This is a genomic window from Streptomyces sp. NPDC006326, from assembly GCF_040612915.1.
Classification (GTDB): Bacteria; Actinomycetota; Actinomycetes; order Streptomycetales; family Streptomycetaceae; genus Streptomyces.
Window position 1 is genome coordinate 1 of record NZ_JBEXRC010000009.1, and the last position, 22,074, is coordinate 22,074.

General features: G+C 69.6%; 19 protein-coding genes. 15 read left to right on the forward strand and 4 right to left on the reverse strand.

Annotated elements, in window-relative coordinates; translation table 11 throughout:
- Positions 1–149 precede the first annotated feature (149 nt).
- Positions 150–1,364: a ParB/RepB/Spo0J family partition protein gene (locus tag ABZ128_RS09785; protein ID WP_356847235.1), complete on the reverse strand. Its 1,215-nt coding sequence runs from the start codon at positions 1,362–1,364 to the stop codon at positions 150–152.
- Complete coding sequence (locus tag ABZ128_RS09790) at positions 1,361–2,521, reverse strand: ParA family protein (RefSeq protein ID WP_356847237.1); 1,161 nt, start codon at positions 2,519–2,521, stop codon at positions 1,361–1,363. Before ABZ128_RS09790 ends, ABZ128_RS09785 begins: the two co-directional genes overlap by 4 nt.
- A gap of 310 nt (positions 2,522–2,831) precedes the next feature.
- On the opposite strand from ABZ128_RS09790, the gene ABZ128_RS09795 reads away from it, so the two are divergent.
- Together ABZ128_RS09795 and ABZ128_RS09800 are read left to right on the forward strand one after the other, a co-directional pair.
- Positions 2,832–3,938 carry a hypothetical protein gene (locus ABZ128_RS09795; RefSeq protein WP_356847238.1) on the forward strand — a complete coding sequence of 369 codons (1,107 nt, stop codon included), beginning with the start codon at positions 2,832–2,834 and terminating at the stop codon, positions 3,936–3,938.
- 36 nt (positions 3,939–3,974) lie between these two features.
- Complete coding sequence (locus ABZ128_RS09800; RefSeq protein WP_356847240.1) at positions 3,975–4,397, forward strand: hypothetical protein; 423 nt, start codon at positions 3,975–3,977, stop codon at positions 4,395–4,397.
- A 92-nt stretch (positions 4,398–4,489) separates the two neighbouring features.
- Here the strand turns inward: ABZ128_RS09800 and ABZ128_RS09805 are convergent, their stop codons facing one another.
- Both ABZ128_RS09805 and ABZ128_RS09810 read right to left on the reverse strand, forming a co-directional pair.
- Complete coding sequence (locus tag ABZ128_RS09805) at positions 4,490–5,467, reverse strand: hypothetical protein (RefSeq protein ID WP_356847420.1); 978 nt, start codon at positions 5,465–5,467, stop codon at positions 4,490–4,492.
- Entirely contained in the window at positions 5,377–5,973 is a 597-nt protein-coding gene (locus tag ABZ128_RS09810) for a hypothetical protein (protein WP_356847241.1), read from the reverse strand. Before ABZ128_RS09810 ends, ABZ128_RS09805 begins: the two co-directional genes overlap by 91 nt.
- A gap of 1,483 nt (positions 5,974–7,456) precedes the next feature.
- Here ABZ128_RS09810 and ABZ128_RS09815 point away from each other — a divergent pair.
- The 13 genes from ABZ128_RS09815 (at position 7,457) to ABZ128_RS09875 (ending at position 22,019) form a co-directional block, all read left to right on the forward strand.
- Positions 7,457–8,161, forward strand: coding sequence for a hypothetical protein (locus ABZ128_RS09815; protein ID WP_356847242.1), 705 nt, complete (start codon positions 7,457–7,459; stop codon positions 8,159–8,161).
- A 51-nt stretch (positions 8,162–8,212) separates the two neighbouring features.
- Complete coding sequence (locus ABZ128_RS09820; RefSeq protein ID WP_356847244.1) at positions 8,213–8,629, forward strand: hypothetical protein; 417 nt, start codon at positions 8,213–8,215, stop codon at positions 8,627–8,629.
- Between the two features lie 194 nt (positions 8,630–8,823).
- Positions 8,824–9,942 carry a hypothetical protein gene (locus ABZ128_RS09825; protein ID WP_356847245.1) on the forward strand — a complete coding sequence of 373 codons (1,119 nt, stop codon included), beginning with the start codon at positions 8,824–8,826 and terminating at the stop codon, positions 9,940–9,942.
- Positions 9,943–11,035: 1,093 nt separating this feature from the next.
- Positions 11,036–11,461, forward strand: coding sequence for a hypothetical protein (locus tag ABZ128_RS09830; protein WP_356847246.1), 426 nt, complete (start codon positions 11,036–11,038; stop codon positions 11,459–11,461).
- Between the two features lie 97 nt (positions 11,462–11,558).
- On the forward strand, positions 11,559–11,861 hold the full coding sequence (locus ABZ128_RS09835) for a hypothetical protein (RefSeq protein ID WP_356847248.1): 303 nt from the start codon (positions 11,559–11,561) through the stop codon (positions 11,859–11,861).
- Positions 11,862–12,108: 247 nt separating this feature from the next.
- Positions 12,109–13,497 carry a S28 family serine protease gene (locus ABZ128_RS09840; protein ID WP_356847249.1) on the forward strand — a complete coding sequence of 463 codons (1,389 nt, stop codon included), beginning with the start codon at positions 12,109–12,111 and terminating at the stop codon, positions 13,495–13,497.
- A gap of 276 nt (positions 13,498–13,773) precedes the next feature.
- Positions 13,774–13,953 carry a hypothetical protein gene (locus ABZ128_RS09845; protein ID WP_356847251.1) on the forward strand — a complete coding sequence of 60 codons (180 nt, stop codon included), beginning with the start codon at positions 13,774–13,776 and terminating at the stop codon, positions 13,951–13,953.
- A gap of 82 nt (positions 13,954–14,035) precedes the next feature.
- Positions 14,036–15,355, forward strand: coding sequence for a lanthionine synthetase C family protein (locus ABZ128_RS09850; RefSeq protein ID WP_356847252.1), 1,320 nt, complete (start codon positions 14,036–14,038; stop codon positions 15,353–15,355).
- Positions 15,356–15,362: 7 nt separating this feature from the next.
- On the forward strand, positions 15,363–18,584 hold the full coding sequence (locus ABZ128_RS09855) for a lantibiotic dehydratase (protein ID WP_356847253.1): 3,222 nt from the start codon (positions 15,363–15,365) through the stop codon (positions 18,582–18,584).
- 54 nt (positions 18,585–18,638) lie between these two features.
- On the forward strand, positions 18,639–20,528 hold the full coding sequence (locus ABZ128_RS09860; protein WP_356847254.1) for an ABC transporter ATP-binding protein: 1,890 nt from the start codon (positions 18,639–18,641) through the stop codon (positions 20,526–20,528).
- A gap of 72 nt (positions 20,529–20,600) precedes the next feature.
- A complete protein-coding gene (locus ABZ128_RS09865; RefSeq protein ID WP_356847255.1) occupies positions 20,601–20,834 on the forward strand; it encodes a hypothetical protein in 234 nt (77 codons plus the stop codon).
- Between the two features lie 147 nt (positions 20,835–20,981).
- A complete protein-coding gene (locus tag ABZ128_RS09870) occupies positions 20,982–21,254 on the forward strand; it encodes a LuxR C-terminal-related transcriptional regulator (protein ID WP_356847256.1) in 273 nt (90 codons plus the stop codon).
- Between the two features lie 189 nt (positions 21,255–21,443).
- Complete coding sequence (locus tag ABZ128_RS09875) at positions 21,444–22,019, forward strand: methyltransferase domain-containing protein (protein ID WP_356847257.1); 576 nt, start codon at positions 21,444–21,446, stop codon at positions 22,017–22,019.
- Positions 22,020–22,074: the final 55 nt, after the last annotated feature.

The window sequence follows — 22,074 nt, forward strand, 5'->3', positions numbered from 1 at the left end:
CGCCGCCACGCCGGAGCCACGGGGGTGACGGTGACGGCCGGGGTGGAGGGCGGCCACCTCACGCTCACCGTCGTGGACGACATTTGGCCGCGCACAAAAGTCGAGGGCTCCACCGCGTGCGGTGGAGCCCTCGATTCGGTTCAGCGGGTCTAGCTTCGCTGGCTGTTGCTCTCGATCAGGAGCATGGTGAGCTCGGCCCGGTGCTTGGCCGACATGTTCGCCCAGATCACCTCGCACACCGCCTTCGGGTCCTGCCACGGAACGGAGGTGGCCTCCACTCCCCTGCCCTGCGCAGGGATGACTCCTTCGGGCTCGCGCTCCCCCACCGGCTCCGCACGTACGGGTTCAGCGAGGACCGGTGCCACCGCCGTCGCCTCGGCCACGGGTGCGGCAGCCGGCTCATCAGCCGGAATCGGTGCTTCCGTGCGCGGTGAGGCAGGGCTCGGGCTCTCCCGACTTTTGTCCGCGGACAAAAGTCGGGCGGGTGCCTGGGTGTGCTCCGGGTTGTCCACCACTCCCCCGGCGTCGGGCACCGCGGGTTCCGCGCGTACCGGCGCCGGCTCCTGGGCAGCGCTGCGCAGGATTTCGCGCTGGGCCTCCTTGACCTGGGCTTCCTGTGCCTTGGTCTCCTTGAGGAGGTCCAGCAGCTCGGCCGCGCCCACGCCAGGCCGGTCCTTGGCCGCACGGGCCAGGGCCCGCCCGTCCCGCTCGGGCAGCTCCCCCGAGCTGAGCATCCGCTGGATCTCCTCGGGCAGTTCCAGCAGCACCAGCTGGTTGGTCACCCACGACGGCGACTTCCCCAGCCGCTCCGCCGCGCGCGACTTCGCCCCGTGCTCGCGGCCCTGCTCCGCGCACGTGTCGACGAGCTGCTGCACACCGCGGGCCCGCTCGATCACGTCGAAGTCCTCGCGTTCGAGGTTCTCGGCGAGGAGGTGGTCGATGAAGTCCGTACGGGAGCCGGCGAGGTCGTCGCGTACGACGAAGTCGAGCGCCTCCAGCCCCACGTGCAGCGCGCTGCGGAAGCGGCGCTCGCCGTTGATCAGGACGTACGAGGCCGCCCCGATCCGGGACTCGTGGTCGGGCCACAGCCCGAGGTATGCGCTGCGGCTGACCACCACACAGGCCGAGAGCTGGGCCTGCCGCAGCTCCTCGCCGAAGCGGGTCAGGTCCTCGTCCGTGCCGAAGTTGCGGCGCGGGTTGAGGGGGGTCGGGGAGACCTGGTCCAGGGGTACGCGGATCAGTTCGTACGCCGGCAGGTCGCCCTGGGCGATGGCCTTCGCCCGCCCGCGCTCGCTGCGCCCGCCGCTGGTGCGGCGGGCGTTGCTGAAGGCTGCGCCGGTGCCGAGGAGGTCGCTCTTGCTCATGCCGCGATCCTCCGGGCGATCTCACGCATCGCCTCGGACTGCTCGCAGTCAGGCGCGTAGTGCAGCAGGGGCAGCTTGACGCGCACGGCTTCGCGCTGCTCCTTGAGGTCGGAGATGACCGTGATGACCGGCGGGTCCCCGAACTCCTTCCAGCTGTTGAGGGAGGAGGTGACGACGTACCCCTTCCGGCTGTCGTAGAGGTTCACAACGAAGCCGAGCTGGGCGATCTCGATGTCGAGGTCGTCGATCAGGTCTTCGAGCTGCTCGCTGAGCATGTCGTACGCGTCGGCGGAGGTGTCCTCGGCCTGGACGGGGACGATGATGCCGGACGTCTTCGGCGCCTCGCCCTCGCGGGTCCGGGCGTAGTAGAGCGCGGTGTCCATGGTGTAGCCGAGGCTGGGAGGGCAGTCGACGACGATGTAGTCGAACTCCTTCTCCAGTTCCTCCAGGGCCTTTTCCAGGGCGGTTTCCTTGGTCCGGACGTGGCGGGTGGTGGCCAGCCGGGCGTCGAGGAGGAAGGCGTCCTTGCAGGAGGGCAGCAGGAAGAGGCGGCCGGCGAAGACCCCGTGCTCGATGGGTACGAGGAGCTCCCGCACCCGGCCCTCGATCTCGCCGAGCATGTGCTTGGCGAGGCTGGGCTCCTTGATGCCGAGCATCTCCGCGCCCAGGTGGCGGGTCAGGTGGCCCTGTGGGTCGAAGTCGATGACGCAGACGCGGGCGCCGGTCTCGGCGAGGGCCTGGGAAAGCCCGTTGCTGATCGCGCTCTTGCCCACACCGCCCTTCTGGTTGCAGACCACGATCCGGCGGGCGCCCTCGTGTGCCGGGCGCCGCCGCCCCGTCGGCGAGGGATGGGTGTCGAGCCACAGCCGGATCGACTGGGCGACGCCCTGGTTGTACGGCACCTCCCGTGCCTGGCAGTCCTCCTTGAAGTCCCCGTACAGGCCTGTGGGCAGGTACGTGGAGAACGAAGAGGCGCCGGAGGTGTCCACGGGAGTCGCCGCGGAGGCATCGGCACGCCAGGCGTGGATGCCCTCGGTGACGGCGTCCTGGATGTCCACGCCCAACTGGGCGGCGCGGACCTTGAGTTCCTGCCGCAGGGACGCGGGCAGCTTGGCGACTACCTTTTCCCTGACTTCCGGATCGTATGGAGCGGTCATGCGGGTACCTTACTAACCTCCAGGGCGGAAGGCGAAGAGGCACACCGACACAAGTTGCCTCCGTATGTTGGATTTGACCCGGGCTGGCGCCGTTTCGGTGGGCTCTCGCGCACAGCCCCGCAGCATCAGGACCGGACCGGTCTGGCTGCCCGCGCATGTCACGACTGGCTCTGTCCGTCAGAACGACAGCAGGTGTTCACCACTCAGGGAGGCACGTGGCCGTGCCCGGGCCGGCAGCGGATGAAAAATGCGTTGGCCGGTCCTTCGGAGAGCTGCGACGATGCCCTGCTGTTTCACTAGCGGAGGACATTTGTTCGTTTTCGTGTGCGCCGGGTGCGGCGCCGAGCTGACCGCCCCGCTCTCCCAGGTCGACCTGCCGGTCCACGCGCGTCAGAAGTACGGGAACGGGCTTCAGCTTCCGGTGCTCATGGAGTCGGGCACCTTCGCCGTGGACCCGGAACCCTGGGGGCCGCCATGGCGCAGGTGGGAGGAGATCGATCCGGACGAGGCAACGGCCCGCGGCATCTACGCACCCGTCTACGCCCTCTCCGACGGTGCACCCGGCGCGATCGTCATCGCACCTGGCGACGCCCGCGGCACTCGGCTGATCCCGGAGAAGGGCGGAGGCTCTTGCTGCGGCCTTGACGGAGCAGAAGGCCCCAACATGGCTTGCGAGGCGTGCGGTCTGCCCGTGGCGAGCCGGATCGACGACTGCTCTCTCTGGCAAGCCGTATGGCTCGACCCGAACACCGTCTGCCGCCTCCCCGTCGAAGGCGCCGACCCCGCACCGCTCTCCTGGGGAGAGCTGATGGAGCAATGGCAGGGCACTCCGCCGTTCGAACCGGTCACCACCTGGGGACCGCGAGGGGGGACGAACCACTACTGGTCATGGAGCCCGCAGTGGAAGGCGGCAGCCGGCCGGGCGCTCGCCCACCTGCTGGCGGCCTCGCGAGGCGGACCGGTGACCGTCCCGGACGGCCTGCTCAAGGAAGTGTTCCAACGCGCCCTCGACGCCCTGCTGCCCGCCGGTCCACCGGCGCTGCGCGCCGTCCTGACCGGACCGGGACAGCCCACTCCCGACCCGGACGCTGACATCCTCCTCGTCCCGACTCATCCGCAAACGGGGGAGGTGTGGACCCCGGGCGGCCTGGTCCCCTTGGCCTACCTGGTGCCGCTGCCGTTCGGCGTGTGGATGTGGTTCGCCTTCCCCGAACAGCACCTGCCCGTCCCCGCGTCGGGCGGCATGCCCGACGGCGTCCTCCGCGACGACCCGCCCATGCCGCGCCCTGGATACTTGTTCCGGGCGGACCCGGGAGTGTTCCGGCACACTCTGGTCCGGTTGCCGGCCGTCCGCAGCCCATGGCTCCGCGATGTCCTGGAGGACCTCACGCAGCACATGCGCGCCGGCCTCTTCTAGTCGACCGGCAAAGGAACGGCGGGCCGAAGCAGGGTGATGATCACGCAGGGGGTCCAGACCGAAGAGCGGTGTGGGCGATGTGGCGGGGTGCTGAGATGCGACATCGGTCAGTTCATCGAGCGGGGCATGGTGCGCTGGGGCAGCGAAGGCTGGTGTGAAGGGTGTCCCGACGGGTGGTGCGAGCATGACGGCGGCTCGGCTACTCCTGAGCACATCCGGCAGGCTCTGCTCGAAGCTCACGGGTTGGCGCGGCTTCGCCTCGTCGAAACACTCGCGACCCTGGTCCCTGTATTGAAGGGTCTGCGCGAAGCGCAGCAACTGTCCCTGGGAGAGGCACGCAGATGCGCCGCCGAGCTCGTGGACACCGGCCTCTTCGGCACGTTGGTCGAGATAGAGTTCCTGGCTATCCACCTTCGGCGACAGAACATCGCTGTGACAGTCGATCACTCGGTGCAGTGACTGCCCTCGCCGAGTCGCAACGCAGCACCGCTGCCATGCCCTCATGGCCGAGCGGTGTTTCGCTGGGCCGCTTCGACCTCTGAGTCCTCGGCTCAGACAGGCCTGTCGAGCGCAGTCAGCAGTTTGTTGACGGCGGCGCGAATCTCCTCGTCTTGGGTGAAACCACGCCAACCGCCGTTGGTACGCAGCCGTTGGTCGAGGGCTGGTACCCCTCGCAGGATGCTCGCCGTCGGCTGGGATGCCGTTCCGCCGATCCGTACCAGATGGCGCACGGCGGGGAGCATGACCGGCCGATAGACGCCTTGGGCCAGGTCCCGGACGACGGTGGTGAGGGCCGGAACCGTGTTCGTCGTGTCCCCGGTGGCGGCCCACAGGGCATGCGCCGCCGTGATGCTCGTCCAGGGGTCCTCGTCGGCGATCAAGGTGAGAAGCCGGTCCGCATGGGGCGCGGCATACGGTCCGAAGTCGGCGAGCATCGCCATGGCGGGCCGGCAGAACCCCTCGGTGACAGCAGGTCCGAGTACCTCCAGAGCCGGCTCGGGGTCGCCGCCGACCTTCCAGGAGGCCCAGGCCGCAAGATCCTGGCGTGATCCGCCGGTGCGAGCCCGTGCCATCAGCAGCTCCCGGGCCTCGCTCCCGGCCTCTCCGATCCCAGCCAAGGCGGTTGCGGCAGCCTGCCAGGTCTGGTCGTCCTCCAGGAGGTGGAGCAGCTGCGGAACTGCCGCTGCGGCGAAGGGGCCCCAATCCGCAAGAAGCTTGCAGAGCCGGGTGAGCAGGTGGTCCCTGGCGGTAGTGAGTCGGATGCAGATCGCCGGCATGAGGGCTTCCGCGTGTTCCACGAGGTTGTGCAGTACTTCGTCGAGCGCGGGCAGAACGGCGGTATGCCAGTCGACGGCAGGGTGGTGGAGGTGAGCGGACGTGAAACCAGAGGGCTCGCCGGCCAGCAACTCGACCAGTCCCGGCACGCAACGAGGGTCGTTCATCCGCGCCAGCGCCCACATGGCAGCCTCGGCGACAGTCTCCCCTCCACATGACGTCCGGGCGGAGTCATCGGCAAGGAGCTCCGCGATGTCGTCAACGTACGCCTTTGCTGCGGACCCAGGCAAGCCAACAACTCAGCCGCCAAAAATCGCACCTCGGCGGCAGGATCGTCCAACCGTACGGCGATGCGAGGGACCAGCGCGGCGGTAGGTGAGTGCCACCGGGACAGCAGGCCGCCGGCCTGAGCCAAGGCTCCAACCCTTTGCTCCTCGTCGCTGTGGTCCGCCAGCAGGCCAAGGGTGAAGAGGGGAGACTGCCCGGCCATCAGGTCCCCCGTCCACTGCTGGACGCCCCGTACTCCCGTTTGCACTGAGCTGGTGTGGCGCCACAGCTCAACGCTCGGGTCCCGGACCGCTTCCACCAGAAGATTCAGCCGCTGGGCAGGCAGCTCCGGATCGCTCTGAGCGAGCGCATGTACGGCTGCCAGACGTATCTGTGGCTGCGGAGCGTCGAGCAGACCACGGAGCAGGGCCTGGACCTCGCCCCCGGGGACGCCGAGGGGCGCGCGCTGCGAAGCCTGGCCAAGGGCGAGCACCAGCTCAAGGCGGGTTGCCGGATCGTTCTCACTCCGCCAGGAGCGCAGCAGCGCGGGCAGAAGAGCTCACCGGGGCTGGCGCACACACCGACCACGTCGGCCGCGGCCCTCCGTATCCCCGGCTCGGGGTCATCCAACAGCTTGAGTACCTCGGGGAGCGCCCGTTCCCATGCCGGTGCCCAGGCTGGATTGAGGCTTCGGCTGCGACCTGCGTGGCTTCCGCTGCCAACATTGCCGTCAGCTCCAGCACCGCGAGGCGGCTCGGCACCTGGGCTGTCGAGGCCAGGCGCAGGATGAAGGGCAAGGCGGCTGGGGCCGCGGAGCAGACCCAGCCGCCTTGGTGGCACAGCAGGTTGAGCAGCTCCGACGCGGCATCGTCGGCATCGTGCGGATCCGGACCCGCGCACCTGAGCAGCAGGCCGGGTACGTCGTCGGCGCTCCCGTAGTTGTGCTCCAGTGCTGCCCACTCGACCAGATCCAGTCCCGCCCACATGACGGCGACCTTATCGGGCGAGTTCAGCGGTGCGGTGCAGCAAGGCAAGCAGGCCGTCAAAGGCCGAGTAGAAACCCGGTCTGCCGAATCGGAGCTCTTGTCCACGGCAAGCTGCGGACCGTACATCCCAGGGGCCAGCCCCTGGACCCCGCCAGCGCCTAGGCCGCGCTGGACCGGCCTTGGCATGGGGGGCTACTCGCCCCCCAGACCCCCTCGCCAGGCGCTTGGGCGCCCTGGACCCGCTCCCCCTCACGCCCTGCCCCGGCTCCCTGACGGTCGCCGGTGCACCCCTCGGGCGCTGGGCGCCCTCACTGGGCATGAGGGCCACAGCGAAGAGTGGTTGCTGTGAGCTGTGGCAGGGGTGGGGGTTGCCAGGTCGCACAGAAAGTACAGCACTCGTGAAGTGCGCGTGCTTTGGCTAGTGCATCAGTGGGGGAGACAGGGGGGAGCAACCCGTTCGTGCGTGGGTCGGACGGGCTCGCACCGGCACCGCGGACATGCTGAGGTCACAGCAGGCCGGAGTCGACTGATGCGGGCGGTCCCGTTGCTCTTTAATAAGAGGGCGCGGCGTTTTCAGGGCTCTGACCTGCGGGTTTGCTAGAGGGGGTGTGTCGCCCAGGACACATTTGGACTCCCGAAGTGTGTACCTGGCGAGCACATTTCGCCGAAAACTCAAGCAGCGCTTGAGTTTTCCGGGCGGCCCACAGGCTGTGGATCACCGCAGGTCAGAGCGTCGGGCTCACACGCGCGCAGAGCCCGTGCACACCCGCAGACCCCTCCGGAATGTGCTGCCATAGCGACAACCGAAGTCAAGCAGTCGTGTACTTTCGGAGCTTGACCGCAAAATAACTTCACGTACCGTGTACTTTCGGCGCCTCCTTCGAACAGTGCCCCGGATCTGGCACATCGGCGGCGCGTCGACGCGTCAAAAGACAAGCACACGTTGATTTTTTGGATAGTCTCGGACCGCCTGAGTAACAAGGAGGTCCTGTGACATCTGATCAGCCCGCACGTCGCCGACAGCGCGGGCCCCGTCCTGTACCCACACCGGTCGCCGCAGGGAACGAAGCCGAGTACGGCGACATCCTGGCCGTACTCGGCCAGCAGCTCGGCGAGAAGGTGGCCGGCGTCGCCGACCCCAGCGGCCGGCGTCGACTCAAGGGGGTTCACTTCGAGTACGCGGCAGACCCCCGAGCCGTCCATGACATGGCCGGAGGCGCCGGGTACAGCCTGGCCAGCAACTGGTTCACCCAGCTGCTGGCGCAGCTCGCCGTCGCCAACAGCATCACCAAGTCCCAGCTGTGCGTCTTCCTCTTTGTGGCCGGAGGGCAGGTGCCGGGGACCGGCATCACCCAGTACACGCAGCAGGAGATCACCGACGGACTCAACAAGATCGCCGCCCAGAAGGGCGGCAAGATGATCACGCGTTCCACGGTCAACCGTGCCGTCCAGGCGCTGTGCGGCTACAACTGGGTGGAGAAGGCCGGCAACGGCCGGATCCAGATCAACGTGCGTCTGTGGTTCCACGGAAACAGCACGGCCCAGCACGAGGTGCTCGCGGAGATCGCCGACCGGCATGACAACGACGTCGAAGCGTTCCCGTACGCGGTGGGCCCCGAGGGCGCCCATCAGGAGGAGCTGGACCTCGACTTCGGGAGCGAGATCGAGGTTCGCGGAAGGAGACGTACCGGGTGATAGTGCTGCCAGGCCCCTGCACGGGCGACCGCTCTCGAGGAAGGCTGTCCCATGGCTAACGTCATGTCTCCGATCGTCGCGGAGCGCATCTGGGCCCTGCCGCTGTCAGGGTCCGCCGTCAAGTTCCTCCAGTACCTCGTCTCGCGCAGCGACTTCGGGGGAGCGCTGCCGGTACGGCAGAAGGACATGGCCGCCGAGTACGGGGTCACGCCCCAGGCCGTCAGCGGGCTCATGGCGCCCCTGTGCGACCTGAACATCGTGCTCAGGCCGCGCAGTGAAGAGCGCAACGGCAACTCGTACCGGCTGCACCCGCTCGCAGCGAAGTACGAGAGCCCGGAGATGATGGAGGCGGCGTTCCGCGCGGCCCTCGTCCGCATCCAGGAGGGGGACCTGCCCAACCTGAAGCTCCCGACGTACCACCAGGCGCCGCCCGCCCCGACCGGCCGGCCGAAGCTGCAGGTCGCCTGAGGGGTGCCGCTCCCGCGGACACGGCGAAGGGCCCCCACCGAGGCGGGGGCCCTTCGTGCCTGAGTAACTTGGTGGCCCCCACTATATTCGCTGCGGGCCGGGCGCGGCCACCGGAAGGCTTCGGCCCCCTTTCCGTGTCTGCAGCCGGGCGGTACGGCGCCGCGTTGTCAGTGCGGGGCCGGATGATTCCCTTCATGCTGAAGAGCCTTTTCATGGAGTTCGTGTGGGGGATCGGCCTGTACGTCGGGGTCACCCTGTGTCTGGTCGCTCCCCAGTGGACGACCAGGACGCGCATGCCTCGGGGGAGGGTCTTCCGCCTCGCCCGACGGATGGGCTGGGGGAAGCCGTCGGACGTCCGTGCGGCCGAGGTGCTGCAGGCACTGCGGGAGCAGGTGCCGGCCGGGGCCGACCTGCCGGGGCCCGAGCGGTTGCAGCGGCGGCTGGACGACCGCCGCTTCTCGATCTTCTCCATCCTGCTGCTGTGGCTGTTTCCCTACCTGGGTGTCGTCGCGGCACTGTTCCTCGTGCTGAACGGGCACTTCGACGACGGCTCCCCCTGGATGGTGCCGCTGGTGTGGGGGATGTTCGGCGGGGTCCTCGTCATCGCCGAGGTGGATCGCCGCATGCTGGCCCGCTCCGTTCCCCTCGAGCACACCACCCTCATGGCCGTCCGCGTCGTCGAAGCCTGCCGGGAGCCGGCGACGAGGCAGGAGGAGGCACGCGGACACTCGCGCAGTTCAGCGGTCTGCGCGTCCGTCGACGAGCTCTGCGCGGCGCTCGACCGGCAGGTGGAGCTGGAGCCCAGGCGCACCGACGCCGTGCACCGGGCCCGGCTGCGCGCGGAGGCGCTCGAGGTCGTACGGAACCTGCACGCGGCCAAGGTCCGTATCGCCGAGGGAGATTCCGCTGCGCTCGCCACCCTGTTCGGCATCATCGGATCGCTCCTCGCCGGCACGGTGACCCCGACCCACCTGTCCTCCAGCGCCCGACCTCTTGTCTCCGCCGAACTGCTGACCGCGGACCCGGACTGGGAGGGTCCGCCGCTGCGCAACGCGTCGCTCGGCGCGAAGGTCCTCGGTTTCGGCCTCTTCATCGCAGGCCTCGTCGCGGTCGGGAAACTGCTGTCCCTGCTGAGCCTGCCGGAACCGCTGACGTGGGCTTTGGTCGTGCTCGTGGCGGGTGCCGGCCACCGCGCACTCAAACGCCGAATCCCCGTCCCGGACCTCCCCACAGAACTCCTGCCGGCACCTCAGGCGCCTGCACCGCTTCCAGCAACCCCTGCAGACCGCGCCGGAGCCGGCCGGCTTCCCTGAGCGGACACTCCAGAGGCCGCGGACGATGTCGCGATTGCCGGAATCAATGAAAGTGCGCGCATACCGCCTTCGCCTGACCTAAAGTGCCAGCTCAAGAAGCCTGTTCCCCGCACCCGTGGGGATGACCCCATTGATATCTGGGGGGTCCCGCACACCATGGCCTGCTCCCCGCACTCGCGGGGATGACCCCATCGAGAACCCGACGTGGCAGGGCCGCAAGTGCTGCTCCCCGCACCCGCGGGGATGACCCTCGGATCCTCGACCGACTTATCGGGGACGGGCTCTGCTCCCCGCACCCGCGGGGATGATCCCGGGCCGAGCATGTCGTCGATGCAGACTCGGGTCTGCTCCCCCGCACCCGCGGGGATGGCCCCAGCGCGGTCCGGCCGACGGGGAGGGGACCCGGCTGCCCCCCCGCACCGGCGGGGATGGACCCGACCCCGAGCACAAACTTCGAGGTGCGCGGGCCTGCTCCCCGCACCCGCGGGGATGAACTTCGCAGAGGGGCAGTCGCTGCCGGGCTGCTGGGGAGGAGCCAGCTCTGGGTCGTGTGCGCGTCGGTGCGTGCCTAATGCCCCGCGAAGCGCTGGGCCTCTTTACGCCGGGCTGTGCCCCCTCCGCCCCGGCTTCGGCTTGCCAGCGGGGCGAGGCGTCGTCAGGTCCGCCCAGACCGTCGTACCGCGGAGGACGGGAGGGCTGGGTTAGTGGTTCAGGCCATCCTTGACGAAGCTTTGACCGGCTTCGTTCGGACCGTTCGCACTTGGCAACAAGCGCTGTTGGCCGCAGCCCGCGGTGAACAAAGGCCGGGCGCCGGAGGGGCGTGGGTATTCCCTCGGTGAGGGGGTATGGCCGGAATTCATCCTGTGATCGGGCTCACGATGAGAACTCTTTGGGCGTGGTTGCCGGGGTGCGTTACGTTCATTGCACACGCACCTCGGGGGTCCTGACCAGGCCAACTCGGTGCGTGTGCAAGGTAATCCGCACGGGGGGCGGAGCCAGGAACGGTTCGGGGCCGAAAGTGTCCAAGCCGTCGGCTCCACGAACAGGTGCCTGATCTCCGCACCCCTTTGTGCATGACACAAGGGAAGAATACGTGAATCGCAACACCGTACGTATCGGGGGCGTCGCCGTGCTCGCGGCGTTTGCTCTGGGCTTCGGCGGCACCGCGGCACAGGCGAGCACCGCCGTTCCCGCGCCCCGCGCCACCGTGGCGGCGACGCAGGACGAGGACCAGGCGATCCGTCAGGCGGCCGGAGCCCTCCTGAACTCGGGCATCGAGTACAGCGCGGCGGACCGTGCCGAGCTCGAGGCCATCGCGAACGGCGAGAGCGCTGCCGCCGGCAAGTGGGACAAGGCCCTGGAGCTCCTCAAGAAGGTGCCCGGCTTCGCCAAGGCCGTCGGCGGGAAGTACGCCGACTTCAAGAAGTGGTACGGAGACCTGCCCTGGTACGTCAAGGCTCCGCTGACCGCGGCCGGCGTCGGCAGTGACCTGTACAGCATCTGGGAGCTGTTCCACTGACGGCCTTGTGAGCGGTGACTGAAGGGGACGCGCCGCAGCCGAGGTTGCGGCGCGTCCCTCTGGCATTGCCCCGCCTACCCGAGAGGTCTCCCACAACGTGAACAAGTCCTCCAACGCACCCGCACCGCACCCCACCGACGAAGAGAAGCAGAAGCCGGGCTGGGGTGTGCCGGTGGTGGTCCTGGGTGTGGTCGCCCTCCTGCTCCGCGTCGTCGACGTATGGTCCTGGTGGGCTCTGCTCTGGGCCCCGCTGTTCCTCCTCGCCCTGGTGCTGATGGCGTTCGAGTGGAGGCTGCTGGCTCGCAGCCGCCGACGCATGGGTGGCCTGGATTGGGTGCTCATGGTCGTCGCTCACCTCGGATGCGCCGCCTCACTGGCCGTCGTCCTCGGCGCCTCCTGAACGATTGACCGCACCACCAGGCCGGTACAGCACCGAGCCTCACGTGCCGACGCCGCCTGCCGGCCTGGGGCACCACCGCCGCCGACGCCGCAGCTCGGCGCCCCGCCGGTGCGCCACTGCCGCGTCCGACCCTGTCGCAAGCGCCAATACCGTCGCGGGGCTCCGCACGGTGAGCTGGTGACGGCTGCGGCCGGTCACCCCTGAGCCGCAGCCGGGAAGCACACTCCAACTGAAACGGGAGGGCACCTTGGCCCGGAACGAACAGAGGCGCCGGACGATCCGCCGGCGGGCCGCGGCGGTGGTCACCGCCCTGCTGATCACGGCCACGGGGACGGCGATCGCCACCGCCCCGGCCGTCGCGGCGGCTGCACCGGCGGCCCCTCCGCACGGGGCGGCCGCTGACATACGGGCCCTGCTGGCGGCGGTGCCCGGGCTGAGCGTGCACGCGGAGCACGTACTGGACGGCGGCGACCGCCAGTACACCCTGACGTTCCGCCAGTGGGCGGATCACCGGGACCATACGCGCGGCACCTTCGAGCAGCGCCTGAACCTGATCCACCACTCGCTCGACGCCCCCACGGTGCTGTACTCCACCGGGTACGAACTGGACGAGAGCGACGGCACCAGCGAACCCACCCGGCTCCTCGGGGGCAACGAGCTGAAGATCGAGCACCGGTTCTTCGGTCCGTCCACGCCGGCGAGACCCGACTGGTCCACCCTCACCGTCCGTCAGTCGGCCGATGACTACCACGCCGTGGTCACCGCGTTGAAGCGCGTCTACCGCCGGAAGTGGATCGGTACCGGCTGGAGCAAGGGCGGCATGGCCTCCGTCTACCACCGCAGGTTCCATCCCCAGGACGTCGACGGAACCGTCGCCTACGTCGCCCCCCACGACGTGGACGACGGCGACGACCGCGCGTACGACCGCTTCCTCGCGACCGTCGGCACGGCGCAGTGCCGCGCCGATGTCCAGAGGGTGAGCCGGCAGCTCCTCACCCACCGCGAGGCCTTGGGCGCACGGTTGGAGGCCTGGGCCAAGGAGCAGGGGTACACCTACACCGCCACCTTCGGCACCGCCGACCGCGCCCTGGAGTTCATGGCGATGGAGTCGGTCTTCGCCTACTGGATGCTGTGGGGCGAGGACGGCTGCGACAAGATTCCCGTGGCCGACGCCAACCTGGACACGCTGTGGGGCTGGCTGCACTTCTCCCTCGACGGTTTGGACGGCTACACCGACCAGCGGATCGGGGCGCACGCCGCGTACTACTACCAGGCCGCCACGCAGATCGGCAGTCCTTCCCCCGCGTTCTCCTGGCTCGACGACCTGCGCCGCTACCCGGACGTCTACGACATCCGCAACCGGCTGCCGCAGCAGCTGCGCGGCGCCGCCCCGGACCGCACGGCGATGCGCGACATCCAGGACTGGATCGACCGCGAGGGCAGTCGGCTCCTGTTCGTCTACGGCCAGTGGGACCCTTGGGGATCCGAGCGCTTCTCCACGGGCCGGCGCACCCGGGACTCGGAGGTGCTCACCGTTGCGGGAGCCACCCACGGAACGACCGCCCTCGCCGGTCTGCCCGAGGAGGCGAGGACCCGCGCGGAAGGCATGGTGAAGCGCTGGGCCCGCCCCCGTTAACAGAGCGCTTGAATGCCGGTCCATTGTCAGAACTGGCATATGGGGAGAGTCACAATCCTTCCGGGTGGCTATTTTCGCGTTGATCACGGGCCTGGCCGTGGATAGGTTGTTGGTTGTCCGGACATACGCACGAAATGTTCGACGGGGGAGGGTTCGGTACCGGCCTGCGCGTTCCACGGAAATTCTGTCCGTCGCTCGCGCCGCTCGTGAAACGGGCATCGTCCGTGAATTCCTCTTCCGGCCAGCCGTCATTTTCGTTCATTGAAAGGAGCAGCGATGTCTGCCGTTTCTGTTGCCGACCCGTTCGTCCTGGATGTCAAGGTCACGTCCCAGGGTGAGGCCACCGCCGAGCCGTGGCCCACCAAGACCTGCCTCGGCTGCACCACCAAGTGCCCCACGGTGAAGCAGACCTGCACCCTGCTCAGCTGCGCCACGCAGTGTCCGGTCGGCTGCTGACGAACGCGTGAGGGGGTGCCGGGCCGGCCCGGCACCCCCGTGCGTACGGCAGGCCGAAACACTCGCTCGGAAACGGTTGACGATGCCAGCACAGCAAGGGGTCGACACCCCTCTTTCCGCCGCCGGACTCATCGGTTCACGGCTTCGCCAGGACGCCCTCGTGGAGCAGGCTGTCGCAGAATCGGAACGTACGGCGAAGAATCCCTTCGAATGGGGTGGCGCCACCCTCGCCAAAGGGCGCACAGGAACCGCACTCCTTTATCTCGCGTTGTCCCGGAATTCCATAGGGCATCAGCAGCAGGAATGGTTCACGGCAGCCCAGGAGGAATTGCGTCAGGCAGTCGCCACCACGCACTCCCACCCGCTCACCATGACCTCCGCATTATTGGGGAGCTCCGGACTCCTCCTCGCCGTCGAGGAGTTCAACGAAAGCGACTCCCGGTACGGGGGCAGCGCCCGCACCCTGCGCGAACAGGTCGCCGCACAGGTGCTGGAACACGCCTGGCCCGAACGCGACAACGGGTTCGCCGCCACCGACTACGACGTCATCGGCGGCGCCGCGGGCGTCCTCGGTGCCCTGTGCGCGCTCCCGGGCCCGCTGTCGGCTGCCGTCGCCGATGCCCGCGACCTCCTGGTCCGCTACCTGGTGCACAGCGCCCGCCCGGCCGAGAACGGCCACTCCCAGTGCTTCGTGACACCGGAGCTCTACCCGCTGGAGGAGTACCGGGCGCAGTACCCCCACGGCTACTACAACACCGGGCTCTCGCACGGGATACCGGGCGTCGTCTCCGCCCTCGCCGCCGCCCGCCTCAGCGGGACCTCGGAGCCCGGCACCGCCGACGCCCTCCGGCGGCTCACCGACGACCTGGTGCAGTGGTCCATGACCGACACCCACGGCGTCGACTGGCCCGCGGGCGTCCCCCTGACCCCCGAAGGCCGGCCCGACACCCGCCACCCGGAACCGACCCGCACCGCCTGGTGCTACGGCGCACCCGGCGTGGCCGTCTCCCTGCACCAGGCCGCCGACGTGCTCGACGACCCAGGTCTGCGCCGCCTGGCACTGGACGCCTTCGACAGCGCCATGAAGCGGTGCGGCCACGGGGCGGACGTGGAATCACCCACCCTGTGCCACGGACTGACCGGACTGCTCTGCGTAGCCCACTACTTCTCCCACCGAAGCGGCGACCCGCGCGCCGTCCACGCCACCGGCGAGCTGACCCGGCACGTCCTCGCCGCGTGCGACACCGGACACCTGCTCGTCGTACGGGACGAGGAGTCTCCCGCCAATTTCGTGGACGACCCCGGGTTCCTCACCGGGGCGGCCGGAGTGGGCGCCGCCCTGGCCATGGTGGCCGGCGGGGAACGACCGCTGTGGTCGAGCAGCCTGATGCTCGGATGGTGACGGACACGTGAAGAAAGGCGAACACGCCACAGTGAGCGGCCTCTACGAACCCGTCGGCTTCGTGATGCTCCGGGCCCCGATGCTGGACATCGGCACCTTCAAGGAACTCCACCGCGACCCCGACACCATGACCGGCCCGCAGGAACAGGCCGACCGGATCCTGGCCGCCGCCCGCCGCCCCGAGGTCGGCGAGGCCGTCCGTATCGCCAGCCCCGACCTCGCGGACGCACTGGACAAGCACGCCCCCGGCGGGGAGCGGCTCGCCGACGGCAAGCGCGGCGAGCGGCTCGTCTCCAGCCTGGCCCGCTACATCACCCGGATGAGCAGCCGCCCCACCCCCTTCGGGGCGTTCGCCGGTGTGGCCGTCCTGCCCCTGGCCGAGGCCACGCACACCAGGGCCGACCCGGCCGCCTCGACGACCCGTACCCGCTCCGACATGCGCTGGCTGCTGGAACACATCAGCGAACTCGAAGCGGACGACGACGTCGTGGCCGCCTGCGAGCTGCTGTGGAACCCCCTCATCCTGGACGCCGGCCACCAGTTCGTCCTGCCGTACGCCGACGTGTACGGGGACAGCGACAACCGCGCCATCACGATCACCGCCACCCCCATGCTGCGCCGCATCCGCGAACTGTGCTCAGACCCGGTGCCGTTCCCCGCGCTGCTTAACCGGCTGGCAGCGGAAGCCGGCGAGGAACGCCGCGAGGCGGCACGCCAGTACCTGCTGTCGCTGAACCGGAAGCGCTTCCTCCTGACCGGCCTGCGCCCCGCACGCACCGACTTCCGGCCCGAGGAGCACATGGCCCGGCTCGCGAAGGAGCGCGGGGACGAAGCCGCCGCCGGGAACTGGGCGGAGCTGCGCCGGGTCCTCGACAAGGCCGACGCGACCGCTCCCGGCGGAAAGGACGGGCTGTTCGCCGAGGCGGTGTCCCTCCAGCACCGGATCCACCGCCCCTCCGGCCACGCGCCCACCCTGCACGTGGACACCGGGATGGCCGTCACCCGCCCGTCGCTCCACCATTCCGTCGGCCTGGCGGCAGCGGCGGCGGCCGAGACGCTGATGCGGCTCGGCTGCCATCCGGTACGACAGCAGCACATCGTCGACTACCACGGCCGGTTCGTCGAGAAGTACGGCACCGAGACCGAGGTCCCGGTCCTGGAACTGCTCGACCCGCGGACCGGACTGGGCGCTCCCACGACGTACACGCAGCCCGCCCCGCCGTTCGGCCGGTACGCCTCACCGCCGCCGCCCGTCCCCGACGCCCAGAAGCGACACCTGGGCCGCCTCCTCGCCGACTGCCTCAGCGCGGGGGAGCGGACGCTGACCCTCACCGATGCCGACGTCGACCGGCTCGCGGTCTGGGACCCGGCCGACGGCGCCCCGCCTCTGCCCGCGGTGGACCTGTTCTGCCAGGTCCACGCCTCCTCCCCGCAGGCCCTCGACGCGGGTGAATGGCAGCTCGTCACCACCGCCGACTGCATGATCTTCGGCGGCCGGTCCATGGGGCGCTTCGCAGAAGTACTGGGCGACGAGGCCCGGGAGCGTCTGCGCACCTACCTGCAGGCCGAGGAGGAACGGCGTCCGGACACCGTCCACGCCGAACTCAGCTACCAGCCCACCTTCGCCCTGGGGTCCAACGTCGCCGTGCACCCCGGGCTGCGCTCCTACGAGATCCCGCTGAGCACCTTCCCCACCATGGACAAGGAGCGACAGCTGCGCCTGGACGACCTCGTCATCGGCGCGACCGGGAACCGCTTCTACGTGCGCTCCCGGCGCCTGGGCAAGGAAGTGGTCGTCAACCAGACGCACATGCTCGTCGCGACGACCGTCCCGAACGTCGGCCGCTTCCTGCTGGAGGCCTCCCACGACGGCTACGCCCTTCCGAACGGCTTCGGCTGGGACGACATGGACACCCTCCCGTTCCTGCCGCGGGTACGCCATGGACGGGTGGTGCTGCGCCCGGCGCAGTGGAACGTACCGCCCGAGGACCTGGTGGGAGCGGACGGCGCCGCCGGCCCGGCCGCGTTCGACGAAGCGCTGGCGGCGGCCCGCGAACGATGGGGCATCGACCGCTACGTGTACGTCGTCCAGATGGACAACCGGCTGCTCCTCGACCTCGACAGCCCCCTCGGCCGAGGACAGCTCCGACGCGAGGCGCTGACCGCGCTCCGCGACGGCTCACCGCGCTACCTCGAACTCCACGAGATGCTTCCCGCAGCCGACGGCCTGTGGCTGACCGACTCCGAGGGCCGCCCCCACGTCAGCGAGATCGTCGTACCGCTGGTGACGGCAGCGTCCGGCCGTGACGAGGCGCTGCGCGCGCGCACCGCCGAGGTCGCCCACAAGGCCGCCGCGCGCGGGAGTGCCGCCGCGCCACTGCGCAGCCCTTTGCGCCGGTTCGGTCCCGCCACCGACTGGACGTATCTCAAGCTGTACCTGCCGCACGACGCCCAGGACGATCTGATCACCGGCCCGCTGGCGGAGTTCGTTCGGCACGCCCGGCGCGTCGGCGTACTGGACCGGTGGTTCTTCATCCGCTACGTGGACCCGGACGCTCACCTGCGCATCCGACTGCACGCGAACGGCGCCCAGGCCCGCGAGGCCCTGCTGGTGGAGGCGGCCCGCTGGGGCAGCTCACTGCTCGAATCGGGTGGGGTGGACGGCATCCAGACCGACGTCTACGAGCGGGAGATCGAACGGTACGGCGGCCTCGGTGTCATCGAGCACGTCGAGGAGGTCTTCTCCGCCAACAGCGACGCCGTGGTGCGCCTGCTCGGCCTGACCGGCGGGGACCCGGCTCTGTCGGCGGAGCACGTCATGGTCTTCGCCCACCACGCCCTGTACGAGGGATGGCTGGGCTCGGCGCCGGCGCACGCGCCGTCCCTCGCGCCGATCACCGACCCGGTGCGCAAGGAGTTCCGCTCCGGTCGCCGCCACGTGACGAACCTCCTGGCCCCGTGGGAGGAGCACCCCGACCCGGCCGCGCTGGCCCACCGTGAGGTGCTGCTGCCGCTGTTCGAGGAGCAGAAGCGGGCGGCGGCGGCCGCCCGTGCCGCGCTGCGCGAGCGGCACGGGGCGGGGGCGGACGCCGTGGAGAGCGGGTTGCTGGCGAGCCTCGCCCATATGCAGAGCAACCGGTTCCTCGGGGTGGACCGCGAGAGGGAAGAGCACTGCTACGGCCTGTGGCAGCTGGCACTGGACGCGATCCGGACCAGGCCGCGCCGGTGACGGCGAGGCGAGCGGTGGAGTACGAAAGGCTGGCCGGCCAGGTGAGGTGGGAACGTGAGTGAACGGAACGGCACTGCCGCAGACGCCGCGGGCGCGGGCGCGGACACACCCGCGGAGTCGACCGGAAGCCGGTGGCTGAGGCTGCGCTACGCGAGCCGGGTCATCGCACTCTTCTGGGAACTGAGCCCGAAGAGCGTCTGCGCCATCCTCGGCCTAACGCTGCTCACGGGCCTGCTGCCCGCCCTCCAGATCAAGCTGACCCAGGCGTCCGTACAGGCGGTCGTGGACGCGATCGGCCACGACTGGGACGGCCCCGCGACCCGCTACGTGGTCGTCCTCGGCTCCGTCCTCGCCGTGCTGGCGGCCCTGATGCACTTCCTGGGGACGTGGGAGCAGTACGCGCGGATGATCTTGCAGTTGCAGTTCATGTACAAGATCAACGAGCGCATCATGGCGAAGGCCACCCGGCTGGACCTGGAGCACTACGAGAACGCCGACAACTACGACGTGCTCCAACGCGCCAACCAGGAAGGCTCGACCCGTCCCTACCAGATCTTCCAAGGCCTTCTGGACGTCGGACAGAACGTCGTGCAGCTGGTCTCCGTCGCCGGCCTGCTGTTCTCGTGGAACGTCTGGGTCGGGCTGTTGATCCTCGCCTCCCCGATCCCGTCGATCCTCGCCTCGGTGGTCTACGGCCGGCGCGGGTACCAGGTCGAGCGGGACCGCACGGCGAAGCGCCGGATGATGCACTACCTCCAGCAGCTGACCACGACCGACCGCGCCTTCAAGGAGGTGCGGCTGTTCAACCTGGGCGGGGAGTTCGTCAGCCGGTACCAGGCGCTCACCCGCGAGTTCTACGACACCGACCGCACCCTGGCCAGGAAGCAGGCCTTCGCCGCGTTCCCCCTGGGCCTGCTGAGCGTGCTCGTCTCCTCCGGAGCCCTGCTGTTCGCCCTGCTGAGCACCACCTCGGCGGCGACCGTGGGCCGGCTGGCCGCGTACACCCAGGCGATCAACGTCGTGCAGTCCTCCGCGCACAGCGTGCTGTTCGGCATCGGCGAGCTCTACCGGAACATCCTGTTCGTGGGGAACATCTTCGAGTACCTGGACCTGCCCGAATCCCGGATCAAGGGCGGCAGCCGGCCCTTCCCCTCCCCGATCCGCGAGGGCATCGAGTTCCGGGACGTCACCTTCGTCTATCCCGGCACCGAGAAGGTCGTACTCGACGGGCTCTCCTGCTTCATCCCGGCCGGCCGCTGCGCTGCCGTGGTCGGCCACAACGGTGCGGGCAAGACCACACTCGTCAAGCTCCTGGCCCGGCTGTACGAACCCACGTCCGGCGAGATCTACCTCGACGGCGTCCCCTTGCGCGACTACGACCTGGCCGACCTCCGGGACAACATCGGGGTGATCTTCCAGGACTTCATGCAGTACGAGATGCCGGCCGCGGAGAACATCGGCTTCGGCAAGATCGCGCGGCTGGCGGACGGGCAGCGCATCCGCCGGGCCGCCGAGGAGAGCGGGGCGGACCCGTTCCTTGCCAAGCTGCCCCAGGGGTACGACACCCCGCTGGGGCGCATGTTCGAGGGCGGCCACCAGCTGTCGATCGGGCAGTGGCAGAAGGTGGCCCTGGCCCGCGCGTTCATGCGCAAGGCCCCGCTGGTGGTACTGGACGAACCGACGGCGTCGATCGACGCGGAGGCCGAGGCCGAAGTTTTCGGCCGACTGGGGGAGATCGCCTCCGGCGCCACCGCCATCCTCATCGCCCACCGGTTCTCGACCGTCCGCATGGCCGACGACATCCTCGTCCTCGAGGGAGGGCGCCTCATCGAACACGGCAGCCACCGCGAGCTGATGGAGGCGGACGGGACCTACGCACGCCTCTTCACCCTGCAGGCCTCCGGATACCTCGACCCGGAGGAGGTGCCCGACGGCACCCCATGACCCCGCCCCGCCCCACGGCGGGATGGCCGAAAAGTTACGAGGTGGGTGAGTTGCGGAGGTAAAAATATGATCATGAATGCACCAGAACCTGACCAGTCGCGCCGGTCGCCCGCGTTCTACCTCGCGGCAGGCATCGCAGCCGGTGTCCTCGGAATCGTCCTCGTGGTCATCACCACCTGGGGCCTGCTCCCCATCGCGGGCGACAACACGCTCCTGAGGCACGGGCCGCAGCTGGCCGGCATCGCCCTGGTCGTCCAGGGCGCCTACTGGGTCGCCAAGTCCCGGTCCCGCGAGGACACATCCTGACCGGCGCACCGGACACCGGCCCCGGACCCGCACGCCACTGACCAGGCGTCCCTCGTCCGGCACACCGCACCGAACCGAGCCCTCGGCTCACCAGTCCCCAGGGGCAGCACCGCCAGATCCCCGCCCCTGGCGCACGACAGGGGGAACATGCACACCGAAGACCGCCCCACACCCAGCTGGATGGCCGCCCTTGCCAAGGTCGGACGCCTCACCACCCGCGAGCAGGAGGTCTTCCTCCTCCTCGCCGACGGACCCACCAACGGCGAGATCGCCGACAGTCTCTTCATCACCGAACGCACGGTCCGCGCCCACATCGTGAGCATCCAGGCCAAGCTGGGCCTGTGCTCACGGCTCAAGGCCTGCCTGGCCGCCGCGGCCTACACCCAGACCAGCACCCCCACCCTCGCGGAAGCCGGCTGACCGCCGCCCACGCCGCCCCCACATGTCAGGGGCCTGAGCCGCCCGGCCGGCTCAGGCCCCTGACGCGCGCCGCAGGAACCCTTTCCGGACCGCCGAACCCCTCGCACGGGGTGGCTGCTTTTTCGGCCGTTCTGCCGCCTTCGGCATCTGGAACCCTCATAGGCACTGCCGTCCTCAGAGGAGCCGCTCATGACGACCGCGACAGCCGCCTACTGGGAACCCCTTTGGGCCGACGGGCGCCGATACCGGCAGATCAACGGTGCAGAGGCTGCGCTCCTGGCCGAACACCTCGGCCCCGGCCGCGGACGCCCGGCTCTCGACATCGGCAGCGGGGACGGCGCCCTTGCCCGCCACCTGCACCACCGTCTCGGCTACCGCACCACCGGCATCGACTGCGCCCCCAGCTCCCTCGCCCTCGCGGCCGCAGACGGCACCGAATCCGCTCCCGGCCCGCTCTGGCGGTGCATGGACATCACCACCGACGACCTCGCCACCCTGCCGGATCCGGCGTACGCGGTCGTCACCTGCCGCCTGCTCTACCGGTGGATGGACGACAAGGCCGCCTTCCTCGACCGCGTCCGGCAGATCCTGGCGCCCGGCGGAACCCTCTGGGTCGTCACCGAACTCGGCGGCCGCCGCGCAGACTCCGACCCTCACGCGTACCTGGGGATCAGCACCGCCGAAGCCGAGCTGCTCACCGCGGGCTGGTCGGTCGTCCGCACCGCCGATCTCGACGTCGTCCGCTGTTACGCACTCCACCCTTGACCCGCCGGGTCCTGCGAGGCCGGCGTCCCCATATCAGGGCACGTGGAGGGCCGCC

What these genes read in the sequence shown, in the direction of transcription:
- ABZ128_RS09875 (WP_356847257.1), top strand. Translation starts at nt 21,444, where the DNA reads ATGACGACCGCGACAGCCGCCTACTGGGAACCCCTTTGGGCCGACGGG.
- ABZ128_RS09825 (WP_356847245.1), top strand. Translation starts at nt 8,824, where the DNA reads ATGCTGAAGAGCCTTTTCATGGAGTTCGTGTGGGGGATCGGCCTGTAC.
- ABZ128_RS09850 (WP_356847252.1), top strand. Translation starts at nt 14,036, where the DNA reads ATGCCAGCACAGCAAGGGGTCGACACCCCTCTTTCCGCCGCCGGACTC.
- ABZ128_RS09785 (WP_356847235.1), bottom strand. Translation starts at nt 1,364, where the DNA reads ATGAGCAAGAGCGACCTCCTCGGCACCGGCGCAGCCTTCAGCAACGCC.
- ABZ128_RS09820 (WP_356847244.1), top strand. Translation starts at nt 8,213, where the DNA reads ATGGCTAACGTCATGTCTCCGATCGTCGCGGAGCGCATCTGGGCCCTG.
- ABZ128_RS09870 (WP_356847256.1), top strand. Translation starts at nt 20,982, where the DNA reads ATGCACACCGAAGACCGCCCCACACCCAGCTGGATGGCCGCCCTTGCC.
- ABZ128_RS09790 (WP_356847237.1), bottom strand. Translation starts at nt 2,521, where the DNA reads ATGACCGCTCCATACGATCCGGAAGTCAGGGAAAAGGTAGTCGCCAAG.
- ABZ128_RS09845 (WP_356847251.1), top strand. Translation starts at nt 13,774, where the DNA reads ATGTCTGCCGTTTCTGTTGCCGACCCGTTCGTCCTGGATGTCAAGGTC.
- ABZ128_RS09865 (WP_356847255.1), top strand. Translation starts at nt 20,601, where the DNA reads ATGAATGCACCAGAACCTGACCAGTCGCGCCGGTCGCCCGCGTTCTAC.
- ABZ128_RS09800 (WP_356847240.1), top strand. Translation starts at nt 3,975, where the DNA reads ATGATCACGCAGGGGGTCCAGACCGAAGAGCGGTGTGGGCGATGTGGC.